Source organism: Vibrio sp. 970, assembly GCF_033339075.1.
In genome coordinates, this window is the sequence record NZ_JAWOTW010000005.1 from 275,916 (window position 1) to 293,173 (window position 17,258).

Genomic DNA, 17,258 nt, shown 5'->3' on the forward strand with positions numbered 1-17,258 from the left:
AATTATCCGCTCATCAAATTATTCATTTCTAGCATTGGCATCAAGGTCGCCATCACAATGAACAACACTAATCCAGCCATTAATGCAATCAGCGCAGGAGTAAACACCCCCAGAGCAATATTGACTGTTGATTCAAAGTTTTGATCTTGGTTATCGGCAGCCCGCGTCAACATGCTCTCTAATTCACCACTTTGCTCACCACTGGCGATCATGTGTAGCATCATTGGTGGAAACAAGCGGGTTTGGTCCAACGCCTTACGCAAACTAGCGCCCTCTCGAACGTTATCCGCTGCAAGCAACACTTGCTGCTTCACATAACGGTTAGACATAACATCTACCGCAACGCGCATACCCTCGAGAATTGGAATCGCACTGGAAGTACAGATCGAAAGTGTTCGCGCGAATCGTGCGGTATTCAAACCTCGAGAGATCTTACCTATTAGCGGTAAGCTCAAGATTTTTCTGTCCCAAGCTAAGCGAAAGTCTGGCTTTTGCAACGCCAGTTTGAGGCCATAGAAAAGCGCCACCAGCACAACGAAAATAATCAGCCCCCAACCTTGCACAAAATCACTGGCTGCCAGTAAAAATTGCGTCGATTGAGGTAACTCTTGGCCCATCTGAATGATGGGTTCAATGATTTTAGGAACCACTGTCGCCAATAAGAACGAAACGATGACAACCGCGAATACCACCAAAACTACAGGATAAATCATTGCTTGAAGCAATTTAGATCGCATCTTTTGGCGGTTTTCGACATAGTCTGCCAAACGCTCTAATACGGTATCGAGGTGACCTGATTTTTCGCCCGCCGCAACCATGGAGCGGTACAGTTCATCAAACACGTGTGGGTAATCGGCAAAACTGTCGGCGAGCGGATAACCCTCGGTTACTTTCGAGCGAACCGCAGCCAACATAGAACGAATCCTCGGCTTTTCAGCCTGCTCAGAGACCGCACGCAAACACTCTTCCAAAGGCATTCCTGATTGGACTAGCGTAGACAATTGCCGTGTGATGAGTGCCAGCTCAGATGTCGAGATGCCGCGCTTAAAGCTGACTGAACCTGAAGACTTAGCCGATTTAGCTTTCGTCTCGACCACTTCAATCGGGATCATCCCTTGCTCTTTGAGTCGCTGGCGCACTTGTCGGGCGTTGTCCCCTTCTATCGTGCCTTTTTTATGCTTGCCTTTTGCATCTAGCGCTTTGTACTCAAATGCCGCCATTAGGTTTCCTTCGTCACTCGCATCACTTCTTCAAGTGACGTAATACCACGACGTACTTTGCTTAAACCATCACTGCGAATACTTGGCGTATGGGCGCGAACGGCTCTCTCAATTTCTTGTTCACCAGACTCTCGATGAATCAACTCTTGCACTTGCTCATCGACCATAATGAGCTCGTGGATACCTGTTCGACCTCGGTAGCCTTTTTGGTTACACGCTTCACAGCCTTTTGCTCGGTGCAGTTCTAACGGTTCATGCGCTTCCATACCAAACAGTTTTTTCTGTTCCGCATCGGCTTCATACGGCTCTTTACAGCTTGGACAAAGCGTTCGAACTAAGCGCTGCGCTAGCACCCCTAATAACGAAGAAGAAATAAGGAATGGCTCAATACCCATATCACGTAGACGCGTAATCGCACCCACTGCGGTGTTGGTGTGGAGAGTCGACATTACCAAGTGACCCGTTAAGGACGCTTGCACTGCAATTTGTGCGGTTTCTAAGTCACGGATCTCACCGACCATCACCACATCCGGGTCCTGACGCAGAATGGCACGCAAGCCGCGCGCAAACGTCATGTCGACCTTTGGGTTCACCTGAGTTTGACCGATGCCATCAATATCAAATTCGATCGGGTCTTCAACCGTTAGAATGTTGCGTTCGTTGCTATTGATCTCTTGCAAGCCAGCGTACAAGGTGGTGGATTTACCAGAACCTGTCGGGCCCGTCACCAAGATGATACCGTGAGGGCGGCCAATCAAGTGACGGAAGTTGTCATGCACTGAAGGGGTCATGCCCAAACTATGTAAATCAAGACGAGTCGCGTTTTTATCCAACAGACGCATTACCACGCGCTCCCCATGAGAGGACGGCATCGTCGATACACGCACGTCCACCGCACGACCACCGATACGCAACGAAATACGGCCATCTTGAGGCACACGCTTTTCTGCGATATCTAGTTTAGCCATAACCTTCACACGAGAAACCAGCAAAGGCGCTAGCTTACGACTTGGGGTCAGAACTTCACGCAATACGCCATCGACACGGAAACGAATCGAAAGGGTTTTCTCGAACGTCTCAATATGAATATCCGACGCACCTTCTTTGATCGCTTCGCCCAACATGGCGTTGATCAATTTGATGATTGGCGCATCGTCTTCCGATTCTAATAAGTCTTCATCATGCGGCAGTTCTTCAGCCAAAGAGAAGAAATCATCGCTATCAGCACCAATATCTTCCATCAACTGACGCGCTTCAGACGAGTCGCGTTGATATGCTTCAGTCAGCTTTTTATCAAAGGCTTCTTTATCGATAGGTTGCGGTACGAAGCTTTTCTTTAATACACGACGGACTTCAACCAGAGCCGCAGGGTTAAGCGGCTCGACATAGTAAAGAATAGGTGGACGCTCAGGATGCTCTGTCTCCAGCACCAGTTTAAAGCGGTTGGCAAAACTGAATGGCAGACGACGCATACTTGGCGCTGTGTCTAACATATCAACCATTAGTTGTTTTCCATTTGATCAATAAACGCTTGAATCTCTGTTGGGTGCTGACGCTCCTGGCCAAAGGCAGGCATAACCGGGATCTTCTCGTCAGCCATCAACTTCAAACCTTGATCCGCTTTGTAAAGCTGTTCTGCGCGAATAAAGTTGTATTTACGCTGCGTAATACCGTCGGCCGTCACACCATCGCGAATAATCGTCGGCTTGATGAACACCATCAAGTTACGTTTTTCTGTTTGCGTGCTAGTTGACTTGAACAGATGGCCAAGTACCGGAATGTCACCCAATAGCGGCACTTTAGACTCACTTTCAAGTGCGCGTTCATCGACCAAACCACCAAGAACCAACATCTGACCATCTTGGATCATGACAGAGGTGTTTAACTGTCGTTTAGCAAAGCGAACGTCAACCGCACCGTTTGCGCCTAATACGTTGGAAACTTCTTGTTCAATGTTTAACTGTACAGAGTCACCTTCGTTAATTTGTGGCACTACTTTGAGTTTGATACCGACTTCTTTACGGTCAACCGTTTGGAATGGGTTGTCGTTGTTTGAGCCAGCCGTAGAGCCCGTAATAACCGGAACCTCTTCACCCACAATAAATGATGCTTCGCCATTATCCATTACGGTAATACTCGGAGAAGATAGAATGTTTGAGTTGGAGTCAGAAGCAACAGCACTAATTAGCGCTGTCCAGTCACCCATGACAATACTCATTGCCGCACCATTTACTCCGCTAAGTGCTGACGCTAGCGTAGAGTAGTCACCTGATTCAGTAACATCATATGGCGTTCGTTCGCCATTAGAGTTGGTATAGTATTCAGTTCGGGTTTGATCTTTTGCTTCTTCTAGACCAACCATCACCTGACCAATCGGGGCTCCTGAGTTACCGTACTGAATTACAGCACCCGTTTCTAACGAACCCCACTGAACACCTAGGTTAATACCATCACCTTCAGACATTTCGACAATTAACGCTTCAATAAGAACCTGAGCACGACGAATATCGAGTTGAGAAATGACGTCTTGTAATGCCATCATAATATCTGGCGGCGCTGTTAAAACTAACGAGTTAGTTGCAGCGTGAGCAGCAATGACGACCTCACCACGCGATGCACCTGATGTTTTCTGACCGGCTTGCTTTTCAGCTTGCAGGTTATCGGAAACACCTTTCAATACATCCACCAAGTCTTCAGCTTTCGCATTTTTCAGGTACACAACTCGGTTGTTACCTTTTGTCGCCATTTCAACATCAAGTTGACGAATCAAACGTTTCAAGCGGGCTCTTACTTTTGGATCACCAGAAATTAAAATCGCGTTAGTACGTTCATCGGCCACAATTTTAGGTTCAAGGAACTCTGGCGTGCTTTTCTGATTCGCACTTTTATTCAGTGCTTCGACAATGCGTACCATTTCAGCAGCAGATGCATTACGCAGCTCCACCAATTCAATTTCTTTATCACCGGCTTGGTCAACACGCTTGATGATCTCTGCTAAGCGATTCACTACTGCCGCACGACCAGTAATCAAGATAATATTCGCTGGATCATAATGAACCACGTTACCGGCACCGGCATTATCAATCAGTTGACGAAGTAGAGGAGACAACTCTCGAACCGACACATTACGCACCGCGACAACTCGAGTGATAACACTATCGCCTTGCGCGCTGCCATCACCTAACACAGGGATTGCTGAGGTTTTTGAGTCTTTTGCTTTGATAACCTTAAGTACCCCATTGTCCATTTCTACGACTGCGTAACCGTATACTTCAAGGACATTAAGGAAAAAGCTGTAGTATTGCTCTTCGTTAAGAACGTCATAGCTGCGGACATCGATTTTACCGCGTACTGAAGGATCAACAATGATGGTCTTTTCGAGGTTACGACCCACTATGTTGATGAATTCTTGAATATCAGTGCCTTTAAAGCTCGCACTAAATTCGTTTGCCATTGCACCTGGTACGCAGAGTAAACTTCCTGCTAGTAGCCAAGCACTTTTGCTGAACCAATGTTTCACGTATGTCTCCCTGAACTTACGCCGGTTGCCTAAGTCTTACAATTGGATATAGATATCGTACTGTTGGCCGTCTCGCTCAACAGTTAAATTTAATTCTTGCGGATCGCTCATCACTTGCATCAGTTGTACTGAAGAAGACGGGTCACTTAAATCGATCCCGTTCAGTTGAACCGCAATATCGCCAGGTTGTAGTCCTACATCATTAAATAATGCGGCATCACGACCAGGTGATACTCGATAACCAACAATGTCTCCGTCTTTTTTGACGGGTGAAATGGTGATGTATTTAAAAACGCTTTGTGGATCTTTCGCAATTTCCTCGCGGATTTGCTCTAATTTCTCTCCAACGTCAGACGTCGCTGCTTCTGCTCGCTGAGCTTGCGCCCTAGCTACCTGCGGCGATTCAGATAGCTTCTTATATTCTATACCTTCCATCATTAAGGTCTCGTCTCGACCTTGGTTATCAATGATGACGCGATCCACCAATACCGCTTTTAGTGTCGCACGTGTCCCTTCGATTTCTTCACCCAAACCGTACGTAGCTTGCTTACCTCGGTTAGCAATAACAGCAAGGCTGGTGTTGGCATCACTACTTGCAACCGCACCGACCAGCGTAAGGTTAAGGCGCGTCTTAGGGGCGTCTTTAACAATAGGCTGTTCTACAACCGCCGCTTTTTGCTCAGTGTATTTACCGAATAGGTTGGCATTCTGAAGGGCATTAAAATCTATCGCGTCGCCTTTATTGCTCGCAGCAACGCTACTCGCCGATGGACGCCATTGCGGCACTTCCGACGATTGAGGTATGGCTAACCACACAATTTTGCCAAGTATCCATCCGGTTATCGCAATAAACAGACAGGTAAGCAACAAGCTAAGTTTGGCTTGAATGGTATAATGATTGGACTTGATCTGAGCCAGTAGCGGTCTGCTTGATAATCCTGCACTTAGCTCTAAACGTTTCACTGAATGGATTCCTTTATTCTAACGTCCGTCATTTAAGCTATAACGATAGCTATCGACTTTAAATTGCTAAATTTGCAATAAAATTATTACTCAACAAAGAGCAGTGAACTATATCACAAGTTGTCTTTCATACCTTTTTCTTATGCAGTTTTTGCCAACTCCCTTGAAAAAAATACGCCTTGACTCCATCTGTAGGTGAATAATCCATCACTCATTGCTGTATTCGGGCAGTGATTAGATAGCGTAGTGTTCTATGAGTTCCCTAAATGAAGCCGTTAGGCTAGATAAATGGCTATGGGCCGCAAGATTTTACAAAACCCGCTCCATCGCGCGTAACATGGTCGATGGCGGTAAAGTCCACTATAATGGCCAACGAAGCAAGCCGAGTAAAATCGTTGAAGTGGGCGCTGAAGTCAGACTTCGTCAAGGCAACGAAGAAAAAATCGTGATAATCGAACAAATCTCAGATCAACGCCGAGGCGCTCCCATCGCACAAACCTTATATCGCGAAACCAATGAGAGTATCGCGAAACGTGAGGAACACGCGACTCAACGTAAGCTTAATGCCCACAACCCAAGTCCGGAACGCCGCCCAGATAAAAAGCAGCGCCGAGACATCATTAAGTTCAAACACCAATAAAAGCCGGAATTACCAACGAGGAAAGCACTCCATGGCAAATAATGTTTTAAACCGCTACCTATTCGAAGATCTTTCAGTACGTGGCGAGTTGGTACAATTGGATGAAGCGTACCAACGTGTTATCTCCAGCAAGGAATATCCGGCAGCAATAGAGAAACTGCTGGGTGAGCTACTCGTTTCAACTACTCTTTTAACTGCCACTCTTAAGTTCGAAGGTTCGATCACCATCCAGCTACAAGGCGACGGTCCTGTGTCTCTTGCCGTTATCAACGGTGACCATAACCAACGTGTTCGTGGCGTAGCTCGCTGGGAAGGCGATATTGCCGATGACGCAAACATTCACGATCTAATGGGTAAGGGCTACCTTGTGATCACCATCGAACCGAAAAACGGCGAGCGTTACCAAGGCGTCGTTGGATTAGAAGGTGACACTTTAGCAGAAGTGCTAGAAGGCTACTTTGCAAACTCAGAGCAGTTAAAAACGCGCCTATGGATCCGCACTGGTGAGCATGAAGGCAAAGCACACGCAGCAGGTATGTTGATTCAAGTGATCCCTGACGGCACTGGCTCTCCAGATGATTTCGAACATCTAGAGCAGCTCACTGACACAGTAAAAGATGAAGAATTGTTTGGTTTAGAAGCGAACGAGTTATTGTATCGACTATATAACCAAGACAAAGTACGTCTGTACGAGCCGCAACCTGTCGAGTTCCATTGTGGCTGTTCTCGTGAGCGTAGCGGTGCAGCAATCATCACCGTTGAGAAAGCTGAAATTTATGACATTTTGGCAGAAGTTGGATCAGTTTCTTTACATTGTGATTACTGTGGCACAACTTATACGTTCGACGAATCTGAAGTCACTGAACTGTATGCACAAGCTTCTACAGACAAGAAAACCCTGCATTAATTTACATAGCTTATCAAGCACGTAATTTACCCTACAAAAGGCCAGCTTAATGCTGGCCTTTTTGTGATCAACCCCTCGTAATAACTAGCCTCAAGCGTAATAAAACAACTGCTTAATTTTAAACAATTAATAATGATTTTGCCCTAGCGCAAAGGATTGCGTGCACGATAGACTATTCCCACCAATATGTGACGGGTTACCTAAAACCTTATTGAAATCATGGGTAAATTTTGAGCTATCTCCCTGTTTTCTCCCCGCCCCGTTGCTAGCATGGTGAGCAGATTAAAATTAAAACATTCTTACAAAATCCCTACAAAATCCTTATAAGGAGCACCTATGACCGTTATGGAACATACTAAGGCTGCAACACTTGATCTAACCAAGCACGGACTGCATAACGTAAAAGAGGTTATTCGCAACCCAAGCTACGAAATGTTGTTTGAGGAAGAAACGCGTGAAGACCTAACCGGTTATGAGCGCGGCGTGGTTACTGAACTAGGTGCGGTTGCCGTTGACACTGGCATCTTTACTGGTCGCTCACCAAAAGATAAATATATCGTCAAAGACGCTACGACAGAAGAACATATGTGGTGGACGTCTGATCAAGTGAAAAATGATAACAAACCAATCACTCCTGAAGTGTGGGACGAGCTAAAAGAACTGGTCACAAACCAGCTTTCTAACAAACGCTTGTTTGTTGTTGACGGTTACTGTGGTGCAAACCCAGATACACGTTTGAGCATTCGTGTTATCACAGAAGTCGCATGGCAAGCGCACTTCGTTAAAAACATGTTTATTCGCCCGACGGAAGAAGAGTTAGCGATATTTGAACCAGACTTCGTAGTAATGAATGGCGCAAAATGCACTAATCCAAAATGGGAAGAGCAAGGCCTGAACTCAGAAAACTTCACCGTATTTAACCTAACCGAGCGCATGCAACTTATCGGTGGTACTTGGTACGGCGGTGAAATGAAGAAAGGTATGTTCGCCATGATGAACTACTTCCTTCCACTAAAAGACATCGCATCAATGCACTGTAGCGCTAACATGGGCAAAGATGGCGATGTAGCGGTATTCTTCGGTCTATCTGGTACGGGTAAAACGACCCTGTCGACTGATCCTAAACGCGCGCTAATTGGTGATGATGAGCACGGCTGGGATGATGACGGTGTCTTCAACTTCGAAGGTGGTTGTTACGCAAAAACCATCAAACTTTCGAAAGAAGCAGAGCCGGACATCTACAATGCAATTCGTCGTGATGCACTGCTAGAAAACGTAACAGTACGTGGCGATGGTTCTATCGACTTTGATGATGGTTCGAAAACAGAAAACACACGTGTTTCTTACCCTATCTACCATATCGATAATATCGTTAAGCCAGTATCAAAAGGCGGTCACGCGAATAAAGTGATCTTCCTATCAGCCGATGCATTTGGCGTACTGCCTCCAGTATCTAAATTGACACCCGAGCAAACTAAGTACCACTTCCTGTCTGGCTTTACCGCCAAACTAGCGGGAACAGAGCGCGGTATTACTGAGCCAACACCAACTTTCTCTGCTTGTTTCGGCGCGGCGTTCCTAACGCTCCACCCAACAAAATACGCGGAAGTACTGGTAAAACGCATGGAAGCAGCGGGCGCTGAGGCTTACCTAGTGAATACTGGTTGGAACGGCACTGGCAAACGTATCTCTATTCAAGATACACGCGGAATTATTGATGCCATTCTTGATGGTTCGATTGAAGATGCACCAACTAAGCACATTCCTATCTTCAATCTTGAAGTACCAACGTCACTACCAGGTGTGGATCCAAGCATTCTAGACCCTCGCGACACGTACGTTGACCCACTTCAGTGGGAAAGCAAAGCGAAAGATTTAGCAGCGCGCTTTATCAATAACTTTGATAAGTACACAGACAACGCTGAAGGTAAATCTCTGGTTGCGGCTGGTCCTCAGATTGATTAAATCGAGTAACCGCGACGTCGCGTAAGCTCAGTGAAAAGTTGGCATTAACTTATCACCTTTACGTAGGCCAAGTTACAAAAATTGCTTCAAGCCCCTCTTTTGAGGGGCTTTTTATTGAATACCACAGAATATTGATACAAGCTAAAGCCTATCTAGTTTTATTTAATAACACACGTAGGTTCTAGCAAAGATGAAAACAGCGCGTCGAGTTCTACTTCTGTTACTGGTTATCTTAGTTGCCATTCCGGCCGCTACGATTGCGCTGCTAACAACATCTTACGCGGACGCAACCTGGCGCTTGCTGTCAAACACCTTTTCTCTTCCCTTCCGGGCCGGAAGCGTGCGTTATGACTTTCCCTATCACCTAACTTTACAACGCGTGAACACCAGCGGAGACGATGCGTCTTACATCGAGCAAGTCGATTTATGGATGAATCCCGATGTTTATCGCGATGGTAAATGGATCGTTGATAGTTTATTGATTGATGGTATGAGCTTGCAGTATGGCGCACCAAAGCTCCCACCTTTAGACAACGTTTTATTCCATCAAATCGCGCTCAAAAATATTGATTACGCCGACGAGCAGTTCTCTGCCAATGGCATTGACCTTCAAATTCAATCACCACAATGGAATGGTCATTTAATACCATATGGCGAAGTTCAACTTGCAGCTGACCAACTCTATTGGAATGGCGAAGCCTTTAATCAAGTCTTAGTCGATATAGACTACAAACCGCAAGACAGTACGCTTTATGGCACCTCTTTTAACTGGCGTAACAGTCAAATATCTGGGCAAGGGGAGCAGTATCCTCAAGGCTGGTCTTTAGTAAATGTGACCATCAACAAGCTGAAACTGAGTAATACGCAGCGCCAATCACTGCTTGCAAAACCTTGGCACGATCTACCATTTAGCATTAATCATATTAATAGCTTAGATTTGCTTAACGCCGATATTGAATGGGGCGACTGGCACTGGCAGAACTTGGATCTTTCTGTGGAAAACGCCACGCTGCCACTGTCTCTCTGGAAGACAAAAGCTCAAGTGTCATTGCAGGCGGATAGCGTTCGATTCCAGCAGCAAACCGCAATAGAGCCACGTTTGAGTGCCGCTATCGAGCCAGGAGTAATCCAGCTCAACGAGCTCAGCTTAGATTGGCAGCAAGGTCGAGTGCAAGTTTCTGGATTGTTCACGCCAACACAATGGAAGCTCAAAGAAGCCTCTATTCAAGGCCTCAAGTGGGCAACACAGCCAGAAGACAACCTAAATTGGTGGCACGCCGCCACCAGCGAGTTAGAGCATGTTGCAATCGAACGACTCGACATTGAGCGCAGCCAAATTATCCAGCTATCTCACGAACCTTATTGGCAACTTTCCGGTTTAAATATCGAAGGGCAACAGCTTGATATTAAACAGTCTGCTCAACGTTGGGGCCTTTGGCAAGGCGAATTGGAAGTCAGCGTTGTCAACGCCAGCTATGACCAAATACTCACGTCTCACGCAGCACTTGCCATGCAAAGCAAAGATGGCTTTTGGCAATTGACTCGCCTTTTTGCGCCACTCGAGCAAGGCTACGTAGAAGGCATCGGACAAATAGATTTGAGTACCCCGAGCCAACCTTGGGCGCTCAACGTCAATGCTGATGGTATTCCCTTATCGCTCTTCCACGATTATTTTTTACCCGACACACTGGCTATTGATGGTTTTTCCGATCTCAGCCTCGATCTACAAGGGTTATCAGGTGATCGCAACATGCTGGCCTACAGCTTATCGGGTGAAGTGGAAGCCAATCTCCGAGATACCCGCTTGAAGTCCCAAGCGGATCATTCGCTCAAAGCCATTACCTTAAGTCCACTGCGTTTAAGCGCGCAACGAGGGGAAGTTGCCATAACGCCGGTCACCATCTCAGGAAAAGCCATAAGTGGTAAGGTTTGGGGAACATTTGATATGGCCAACAACCCGCTAAGTGGCATTACTTATCAATTGGAAGAGTCGTGCGGAAACATTGAAGGCGATCTACTAAGTGGCGAAACCCACCGTAATGAGTGCGTGAACGCATCAAAACTGGCCGAGCCTACTGATATTGAGACTCCACAGAAAAATGAACCTTCCATCGAGCAGCCAATCGTAATTGATAACATCAATTTGGAGACTCAAGAGGAAGAGCTTTACGAAGAAGTTATCGAAGAAGATGAAGTACCCGACACGAATTCCGCAGCAGAACAAACCCTCTCACCGACAGAGCAAGAAGGTGAAACAGATAAGCGCCCAGCAGATCAGTCGGCGCTTACCCCATCAGCAACTGAGTAACTGCGAGTAGTTCGGTATCAGCATATAGGTACCGACAAAATCCACAGCTGGCGTGTCACCACTATAAATCACTACGTGAATAACGATGCGTGCTTTGCGTCCCGACTCCAATCGGTCTAGGTCACCACTGATCCCATCCAACGAAGTACTCGCCACGGGGTTTTGTTCGACTGGTTGACGATAACGAATAGAGCTGTCGGCCAACACAATATCACCGTGCAACCCACGCTCTTTAAGCAGCAGCCACGTCATCCCCCACCCTGTCAAGGTTGCTAAGGTAAAAGCTGACCCGGCGAACATGGTGTTATGCGGATTAAGGTTAGGATTAAGCTGCGCACAGCATTCAAACTGGTAACCCGTGTACTGATTAATTTTGATCCCCATTTTGTCGCTAATTGGGATTTGTTGCTCCCAGCGCTGTTGAAGCTCAGTACACCATTCAGGGCGACGTAACACATTGGCCATCGGATCCAGTTGCTTCACCATTTGCTGATGGCGCACAGGGCCACGCTCATCGGTTAGCTCGCCTCGACGCTCAAAGCCATTTTTTTCATAAAAGGCGATGGCATCTTCACGGGCATTACACACCAAGCGTTTCGCTCCTTCTTGGCGCGCTAACGACTCTAGTGCAACCAAAACCAGCGAACCCATTCCTTTGCTACGGCGATTATTTTTAACCGCCATGTAGCGGATCTGGCCATCATTATCCGGTGTAATGTATAAACGGCCAATCGCCATAGGACGACCTCGACCATCAACAATCATGCGGTGATGGCTCATTTCGTCGTATTCATCGCGCTCTGAGCCGATCGGCATACGCCATGGCTCACGAAGCAGTTGCCAGCGAAACTGATAATACTTGTTTATCTGATTATCGGTTTTGGGAGTAATGAGTTTGAACATATCAATCCTTTGAAAGCACAACACTAATCAGTGTCGGAAAAATTACTCCAAGCCAATTCCATGATCTTGGAGTTAAAGCTTAGACTATGGCGCCTGTGTTACCAGATTAGACCTGCAACCAAAACGTCACTGGACCGTCATTCACCAAAGACACTTTCATATCGGCAGCGAAGCGGCCACGCTGTGTGGGTAAGACTTCTTCACACAAGTCAGAAAAGTAATCATACAAGCGCTCTGCATCAACAGGATGCGCACCGCGAGAAAAGCCAGCTCGCGTGCCTTTTTTTGTATCCGCAGGCAGCGTAAATTGAGAAACCACCAGCACTTTACCTTCCACCTGTTTAACGTTTAGGTTCATCTTGCCTTCGTCATCTTCGAACACACGGTAGGTTGTAACACGCTCCATTAAACGCTTTGCTTTAGCTTCATCGTCGTCCTTCTCTACGCCCAATAAGACCAGCAGACCACGATCAATTTCTCCTACGACTTCACCATCCACACGGACGGCTGCTTCACTGACTCGTTGAATTAGCGCTATCACTACTCTCGCTTCCTTCATCTGTTAACTGAGATTCAGCGGTCGAGTGTATCATGTCTAAATCTTCACTCCAGTGCTCTCGCTCACCAAGCGCAGCCGTAACTTCCGCCCCCAATAACACGATCATCCAGCATAAATACACCCAAACAAATAAGATAGGAATCGCCGCTAACGCGCCGTAGATGAGCTGATAAGACGGAAACTGAGTGATGTAAAGCGCAAAGCCTTTTTTACTCAACTCGAACAGTATCGCGGCGACTGCTGCCCCCATGGCACCATGAGCGAGGTGTACTTTTTTATTCGGCACTAGAATATACAAGCCAAGAAAAGCAAAAAAGGACAGCAACAACGGTAGCCAACGCAGAAATAAATTAAACGCACCAGATAATGTCTCGTTCTCTAAAATTTGCAGCGAAGTCACGTACGACGTCGCCGCAATACTCGCACCGACCATGATCGGCCCTAACGTGAGTACCATCCAATACATAGAGAATGAAAAGACTAAACGGCGCTTGTCTTTAACTCGCCAAATGTAGTTTAAGTTCTTATCAATGTTGGAAATCAGCATGACCGCTGCGATGAATAAAAACCCACCGCCAACCGCGCTCATTTTGCCCGTATTCGCCACAAATTCCTGTAATGCCGTATGTACAGCTTCTCCAGAAGCTGGCACAAAATTCTCAATAATGTAGCCTTGCAGCACCTCACCAACGTTCGCAAAAACGGGAAATTTCGACAATATTGATAACAATACCGTCAGCATTGGCACGATGGATAACAAGGTAATGTAGGCAAGATAGCCCGCGTTCACATTCACACGGTCATGCGTTAATCGCTTAAGAAGATACTTAAAAAACGCGACGCAACTTGGCAGTAGATTGATTAATCTCGCCTTGTAACTCTCTGATAACTGGTTCATAGTTCATCCCATAATTAGCGCCGAGGACATAAGAATGCCTTATTTATTAGCAATTGTACTATCAATTTTCACTTTAACAGGGTGTCAATCTGCTTATTACTCAGCAATGGAGCAGGTTGGGTATCATAAACGAGATATTATGGTCGACCGCGTCGAAGATGCCAAAGAATCTCAACAAGATGCACAAGAAGAATTCACCAGTGCACTTGAAGCCTTGTCTGCGATCACCAACTTTGATGGTGGTGAGCTAGAAAATGTCTACAACAACATCAATGACAAATACGAAGATAGCGAAAAAGCGGCGCAAGACGTACGTGACCGTATTGCTGCGATTGAAGACGTATCCGGCGCACTGTTTGATGAGTGGCAAGATGAGCTAGAGCTGTACTCGAGTGCGAAACTGCGTCGTTCAAGCGAGCAAAAACTACGTGAAACCAAAGCCTCGTACAAAACCATGCTTAGCGCTATGAAGCGTGCAGAGAAAAAGATGACACCGGTACTGGACACGCTGCGTGACAACACGTTGTACTTAAAACACAACCTTAACGCCAGTGCGATTGGTTCTTTGCAAGGTGAGTTCTCTAGCTTAGAGAAAGACATTCAGTTTGCGATCAAACAAATGAACGAAGCGATTGCAGAGTCCGATAAATTCCTACAAAAGCTCAATCAAAAGTAAATGATTTAGACCTCCTCCTAGTGAGGAGGTTTTAGTCGGCGACCTCACCGAGTAAACCGATGACTCTTCGAACAAAGCCTACCCTCTCTGGTACAGTTCCCCATGGCACTTCTACCACTTCATAACCCAACTCAGTATAGACACTCACTAACGACTGATGAATCTCCAATGCTTCTTCAAAGCTGTGCGGACGCACTTCATCTTGTACGTAAATGGATGCTTCAGGTCGACAAGTAAACACCTGACTATGGTACCCAGCGCTTTCGGTTAAGAAAGCTTGGTCAACCTTACAGCCGCCCACTTGTAGGTATGCAATGATGTCGGGGATGGCGCGATCAACAAACGCAACATCATGACAACGCGCATCACTCTTTTGTTTGTCCATCAACCCAAGGCATAACTTGGCAAACTCAGGTAAATTCGTCCACGGCAAAATACCATTTTCTAACTGGCTTTGCTGCTCAATCAAGTCGCGAGACCCTTCAGGAAACGTGGCATAACCACACGCGTCTAGCGCATTCAGCAGTGTTGTTTTTCCCGCACCAGGCCCACCGGTGATAATAATCGGGTTCATATTCAACTCCAGAAAACAAAAAGCCCCGAGCATAACTCGAGGCTTCTTCTTAATTGAATCGCTTAACGAAAATTATTTCGCGCCACGAGAAGCACGCTTACGGTCGCTTTCCGTTAGGAACTTCTTACGGATACGGATGCTTTCAGGCGTTACTTCTACTAGCTCGTCGTCATCGATGAATTCTAGTGCTTGCTCAAGAGTCATCTTGATAGGCGGAGTAAGAACCTGTGCGTCATCTGTACCAGATGCACGAACGTTGGTTAGCTGCTTACCTTTCAGTGCGTTTACCGTTAGGTCGTTGTCACGGCTGTGAATACCGATAACCATACCTTCGTAAACTTCAACACCGTGACCGATAAATAGACGACCACGCTCTTGAAGGTTGAACAGTGCGTTAGTTAGCGCTTTACCCATCGCGTTCGCGATTAGTACACCGTTTACACGTTGACCGATGTTACCGCCTTTGTGAGGGCCGTAGTGATCAAACGTATGGTAAAGAAGACCTGAACCTGAAGTCAGTGTCATGAATTCCGTTTGAAAACCGATCAGACCACGTGATGGCATAACGAAGTCCATACGCACACGACCTTTACCGTCTGGAGACATGTCTTTCAGCTCACCTTTACGTAGGCCGATGTTCTCCATGATGCCGCCTTGATGCTCTTCCATTACGTCGATCGTTACAGTCTCGAACGGTTCCATCAACTGACCATCTTCTTCTTTGATGATTACTTCTGGACGAGATACTGCTAGCTCAAAGCCTTCACGACGCATGTTTTCGATCAGGATAGAAAGGTGAAGTTCACCACGACCTGATACGCGGAATTTATCTGGATCGTCTGTTTGCTCAACGCGTAGTGCAACGTTGTGTACCAGTTCCTTCTCAAGACGCTCAAGGATGTTACGTGACGTTACGAACTTACCTTCTTTACCCGCGAATGGAGACGTGTTTACTTGGAATGTCATCGTTACTGTTGGTTCATCAACAGACAATGGTGGTAATGCTTCTACTGCGTTTTGTGCACAGATAGTGTCAGAAATTTTCAGCTCGCCAAGACCAGTGATTGCGATGATATCACCCGCGTTAGCTTGTTCCACTTCGTGACGCTCTAGGCCAAGGTAGCCCATTACTGTACCCACTTTACCGTTGCGAGTTTTACCGTCAGCACCAATAATGGTTACCTGCTGGTTTGGTTTAACGCTACCACGAGTTACGCGAGCCACGCCGATAACACCAACGTAAGAGCTGTAGTCTAGCTGAGAAACTTGCATCTGTAGTGGACCATCAAGGTCAACATTTGGCGCGTCAACAACATCAACGATAGTTTGGAATAGTGGTTCCATGTTCTCGCCAGTTTCGCCTTCTTCTAGAGAAGCCCAACCGTTAAGTGCTGATGCGTAAACTACTTTAAAGTCTAGCTGGTCATCAGTTGCACCTAGGTTGTCGAACAGGTCGAACACTTGGTCCATAACCCAATCAGGACGTGCGCCAGGGCGGTCAATCTTGTTGATTACAACGATTGGTTTTAGACCGTGAGCAAACGCTTTTTGTGTTACGAAACGCGTTTGAGGCATTGGACCATCAACTGCGTCAACGATAAGTAGTACAGAGTCTACCATCGACATGATACGCTCAACTTCACCACCGAAGTCCGCGTGTCCCGGAGTATCTACGATGTTGATACGGTAATCGTTCCAGTCGATTGCTGTGTTTTTAGCAAGAATGGTAATACCGCGCTCTTTCTCGATGTCGTTCGAGTCCATGACTCGCTCTTCAGCTTCACCGCGAGACTCAAGCGTGCCTGATTGTTGTAGCAGCTTGTCAACCAACGTGGTTTTACCGTGGTCAACGTGCGCGATGATCGCGATATTTCTTAATTTATCAATCTGTGGAGTAGCCATGGATATTGATTCACTTAGATAGATGAAATGCCCCCACGCTGAGAACGGGTGCTCTCTGGCGACATTTGCTGATTAAAAAAACGGCCATAATGTACCAGATTTTAGCAAAAAGCCTAGAAATATGTGATCTACTCCCGAGCATTTCTGCGATTTTTACGCTTAATGCCCATTTTCTTCCTCAGAACGAATTGATTAAACGCAACTTTATTCTAGTCGATGCATA

14 protein-coding genes are annotated in these 17,258 nt (G+C 46.4%); 5 read left to right on the plus strand and 9 right to left on the minus strand.

Annotated elements, in window-relative coordinates; genetic code table 11:
• Window positions 1-2: 2 nt before the first annotated feature.
• Genes gspF through gspC form a run of 4 tightly spaced genes read right to left on the minus strand, consistent with a single transcriptional unit; the run spans window position 3 to window position 5,703 of the window.
• The gene (gene gspF, locus R7Q11_RS10150) at window positions 3-1,220 is read right to left on the minus strand and encodes a type II secretion system inner membrane protein GspF (RefSeq protein WP_225466416.1); all 1,218 of its coding nucleotides are present in this window, start codon (window positions 1,218-1,220) and stop codon (window positions 3-5) included.
• Window positions 1,220-2,722, minus strand: a complete 1,503-nt coding sequence (gspE, locus tag R7Q11_RS10155; RefSeq protein ID WP_005379296.1) for a type II secretion system ATPase GspE — start codon at window positions 2,720-2,722, stop codon at window positions 1,220-1,222. The genes gspF and gspE overlap by 1 nt, the downstream gene beginning before the upstream one ends.
• Window positions 2,722-4,740: a type II secretion system secretin GspD gene (gspD, locus tag R7Q11_RS10160; protein WP_005379295.1), complete on the minus strand. Its 2,019-nt coding sequence runs from the start codon at window positions 4,738-4,740 to the stop codon at window positions 2,722-2,724. The genes gspE and gspD overlap by 1 nt, the downstream gene beginning before the upstream one ends.
• A gap of 36 nt (window positions 4,741-4,776) precedes the next feature.
• Window positions 4,777-5,703: a type II secretion system protein GspC gene (gene gspC, locus R7Q11_RS10165; protein ID WP_005379294.1), complete on the minus strand. Its 927-nt coding sequence runs from the start codon at window positions 5,701-5,703 to the stop codon at window positions 4,777-4,779.
• 253 nt (window positions 5,704-5,956) lie between these two features.
• Between gspC and hslR the strand changes: the two genes are divergently transcribed.
• The 4 genes from hslR to R7Q11_RS10185 all read left to right on the plus strand — a co-directional run bounded on the left by hslR (window position 5,957) and on the right by R7Q11_RS10185 (window position 11,523).
• Entirely contained in the window at window positions 5,957-6,343 is a 387-nt protein-coding gene (hslR, locus tag R7Q11_RS10170) for a ribosome-associated heat shock protein Hsp15 (RefSeq protein ID WP_005379292.1), read from the plus strand.
• Between the two features lie 31 nt (window positions 6,344-6,374).
• A complete protein-coding gene (gene hslO, locus R7Q11_RS10175; RefSeq protein WP_031780788.1) occupies window positions 6,375-7,250 on the plus strand; it encodes an Hsp33 family molecular chaperone HslO in 876 nt (291 codons plus the stop codon).
• Window positions 7,251-7,586: 336 nt separating this feature from the next.
• Window positions 7,587-9,215 carry a phosphoenolpyruvate carboxykinase (ATP) gene (gene pckA / locus R7Q11_RS10180; protein WP_225466417.1) on the plus strand — a complete coding sequence of 543 codons (1,629 nt, stop codon included), beginning with the start codon at window positions 7,587-7,589 and terminating at the stop codon, window positions 9,213-9,215.
• A gap of 190 nt (window positions 9,216-9,405) precedes the next feature.
• On the plus strand, window positions 9,406-11,523 hold the full coding sequence (locus R7Q11_RS10185) for an AsmA family protein (RefSeq protein ID WP_225466418.1): 2,118 nt from the start codon (window positions 9,406-9,408) through the stop codon (window positions 11,521-11,523).
• On the opposite strand, the gene R7Q11_RS10190 is transcribed toward R7Q11_RS10185, so the two are convergent.
• The 3 genes from R7Q11_RS10190 to R7Q11_RS10200 all read right to left on the minus strand — a co-directional run bounded on the left by R7Q11_RS10190 (window position 11,509) and on the right by R7Q11_RS10200 (window position 13,883).
• Window positions 11,509-12,426, minus strand: coding sequence for a bifunctional GNAT family N-acetyltransferase/hotdog fold thioesterase (locus tag R7Q11_RS10190; protein WP_005379283.1), 918 nt, complete (start codon window positions 12,424-12,426; stop codon window positions 11,509-11,511). The genes R7Q11_RS10185 and R7Q11_RS10190 overlap by 15 nt on opposite strands.
• A gap of 106 nt (window positions 12,427-12,532) precedes the next feature.
• Window positions 12,533-12,967 (minus strand): D-aminoacyl-tRNA deacylase, encoded by a 435-nt coding sequence (gene dtd / locus R7Q11_RS10195; protein WP_005379282.1) that lies wholly within the window; start codon window positions 12,965-12,967, stop codon window positions 12,533-12,535.
• Window positions 12,939-13,883: a virulence factor BrkB family protein gene (locus R7Q11_RS10200; RefSeq protein ID WP_005379281.1), complete on the minus strand. Its 945-nt coding sequence runs from the start codon at window positions 13,881-13,883 to the stop codon at window positions 12,939-12,941. The genes dtd and R7Q11_RS10200 overlap by 29 nt, the downstream gene beginning before the upstream one ends.
• Window positions 13,884-13,917: 34 nt before the next feature.
• Here R7Q11_RS10200 and R7Q11_RS10205 point away from each other — a divergent pair, with 34 nt between their 5' ends.
• A complete protein-coding gene (locus R7Q11_RS10205; RefSeq protein ID WP_005382972.1) occupies window positions 13,918-14,559 on the plus strand; it encodes a DUF2959 domain-containing protein in 642 nt (213 codons plus the stop codon).
• A gap of 31 nt (window positions 14,560-14,590) precedes the next feature.
• On the opposite strand, the gene R7Q11_RS10210 is transcribed toward R7Q11_RS10205, so the two are convergent.
• The gene (locus R7Q11_RS10210; RefSeq protein WP_031779018.1) at window positions 14,591-15,133 is read right to left on the minus strand and encodes an AAA family ATPase; all 543 of its coding nucleotides are present in this window, start codon (window positions 15,131-15,133) and stop codon (window positions 14,591-14,593) included.
• Between the two features lie 72 nt (window positions 15,134-15,205).
• Window positions 15,206-17,035, minus strand: a complete 1,830-nt coding sequence (typA, locus tag R7Q11_RS10215) for a translational GTPase TypA (RefSeq protein WP_005379276.1) — start codon at window positions 17,033-17,035, stop codon at window positions 15,206-15,208.
• Window positions 17,036-17,258 lie beyond the last annotated feature (223 nt).